This is a genomic window from Ammonifex thiophilus, assembly GCF_003368535.1.
Lineage (GTDB): Bacteria > Bacillota > Desulfotomaculia > Desulfotomaculales > Ammonificaceae > Ammonifex > Ammonifex thiophilus.
Genome location: NZ_QSLN01000066.1, coordinates 1 through 402, shown reverse-complemented (window position 1 = coordinate 402; position 402 = coordinate 1). Strand labels below are relative to the sequence as shown.

Here is a 402-nt window from a genome sequence, read left to right as displayed (position 1 = left end):
ACTCTTCACCTTGGCAGCGGCGTCTTCGATCAGCTCCTTGATTTCCTTGGCCGCGACGCCGGCGCGCTGCGCGAGCGTGCGTACTTCGCTGGCGACCACGGCAAAACCACGGCCCTGCTCGCCCGCGCGCGCGGCTTCCACCGCAGCGTTCAGCGCCAGGATGTTGGTCTGGAACGCGATGCCGTCGATAACGGTGGAGATTTCCGAGATGCGTGCCGAGGACTGATCGATCTCACCCATCACCGAGGCCATCTGCGCCATCGCCTGCTCGGTCTCGCGTACGGCGGCACCGGCGGCATGCGCTTCGCTGTCGGCCTGACGCGCCAGCTCGGCGTTCTGGCGCACGGTGGAGGTCAGCTCCTCCATCGACGCGGCAGCTTCCTCCAGGTTGGCCGCCTGCTG

At 67.4% G+C, this 402-nt stretch carries 1 protein-coding gene; it reads right to left on the bottom strand.

Annotated features, from left to right (window positions below):
• On the bottom strand, positions 1-366 hold a 366-nt coding region (locus DXX99_RS11775; protein ID WP_276308348.1), incomplete at its 3' end, for a methyl-accepting chemotaxis protein.
• Positions 367-402 lie beyond the last annotated feature (36 nt).